This is a genomic window from Halomonas sp. PBN3 (genome assembly GCF_000475415.1).
Classification (GTDB): domain Bacteria; phylum Pseudomonadota; class Gammaproteobacteria; order Pseudomonadales; family Halomonadaceae; genus Halomonas; species Halomonas shengliensis.
Genome location: NZ_AXCA01000104.1, coordinates 1 through 1,436, shown reverse-complemented (window position 1 = coordinate 1,436; position 1,436 = coordinate 1). Strand labels below are relative to the sequence as shown.

The 1,436-nt window shown below is 60.1% G+C and carries 1 protein-coding gene; it reads left to right on the top strand.

What is annotated here, in order from left to right:
- The first annotated feature begins 100 nt into the window (after positions 1–100).
- Positions 101–1,132 carry an IS110 family transposase gene (locus tag Q673_RS23910; protein ID WP_023005185.1) on the top strand — a complete coding sequence of 344 codons (1,032 nt, stop codon included), beginning with the start codon at positions 101–103 and terminating at the stop codon, positions 1,130–1,132.
- The last annotated feature ends 304 nt before the right edge of the window (positions 1,133–1,436 follow it).

Genomic DNA, 1,436 nt, shown 5'->3' with positions numbered 1-1,436 from the left:
CCCCCCAGATCGCCCTCGCCTAATGGAATGGTCCGCCCCTCCCTAGCTATCCTGAGGGGGCGTCCCCATCAAACCTGGAGAGAGATCAGGAGGGTGAGCCATGTCCATCGCAACCATCGGCATCGACATCGGCAAAAGCAAGTTTCATGTGTGCGGTCTGGATGAGCACGGCCATGTGACGTTACGCAAGATGTTCTCTCGTACGGCACTTATCCGATTTCTGGCCAACACGCCGCCTGCACGTGTGGCCACCGAGGCCTGCGCCGGCGCGCATTTCATTGGGCGCAAGGCCGAATCCTTCGGCCACGAAGCCCGGCTGTTACCGGCCCAGTATGTCAAAGCCTACGTAAAATCCCAGAAGAACGACTACGCCGACGCTGAAGCTATTGCCGAAGCGGCGACGCGGCCCACGATGCGCTCGGTGCCCGTCAAGCCCGCCGATCGGCAGGCATTACAACTCCTGCATCGGCAGCGCAGCGGTTGGGTTGCTGAGCGTACGGCACTGGCCAACCGCATCCGCGCCATGTTGCTGGAGTTCGGCATCACGATCCCCAAGAACCTCTCGCAGTTGCGCAAGCAACTGCCCTTGGTGATCGAGGATGCCGAAAACGAGCTGCCGGACCGGCTACGCCAGCTCCTTATGGAGCTATGGGACGACATGATGCGCCTGGACGAGCGGCTCACGTCACTCAACTCGGAACTCGATATTTATTCGCGCACAGATCCGCAAACGAAACTCTTATTGAGCATCCCCGGTGTGGGCCCTATCGTCGCCACGGCGCTGATTTCCGGTATCGGCAATGCCAGCGCTTTTCGTAAAGGCCGCGACCTGGCGGCTTGGCTGGGTCTGGTACCACGTCAATACAGTACCGGTGGCAAGACGCGGCTGCTGGGGATCGGCAAGCGCGGCAACCGTCACTTACGCATGCTACTCATCCATGGTGCCCGTTCTGTGCTGCGTGTCGTCGGTAATCGCCGTGAGGATGATGGGCTTCGGCGCTGGGTCGAGCGTGTCACGGCGCGTAAACACCCAAACGTGGTGGTGGTCGCCTTGGCCAACAAGATCGCGCGAATCGTCCATGCGGTACTTCGCCACCAGGTTCCCTTTGAGGCAAGACTGGTCAGCCATTGATCCCACGTTTTCCGTGGACCACAAACTGTTTTAGGGAGTTGAGTCCCACCGAGTGAATGCAAGCGCCGGAAGCTGATGGCGGAAACAGGTCACCGGCATGCCGAGAGCCTGGCGAAAAAAGCGGCCCGAACAGAGGTCAGTGGCTTATTCAGGAGCGGTATGCGCGGATCTCCATCGTGGCCCGGGAGCGTCCAGGACGGTCCCACACAGAGGTCGGATACATTAGCGCAATCCTGTCCCCGTCGCGGCATAAGGCACTTGCGTCACAGGGGCGGACCATACATTTTTTCTGAGGGCCAGTAAC

Coding starts and splice junctions, on each gene's coding strand:
- Q673_RS23910 (WP_023005185.1), top strand. CDS start 101: ATGTCCATCGCAACCATCGGCATCGACATCGGCAAAAGCAAGTTTCAT.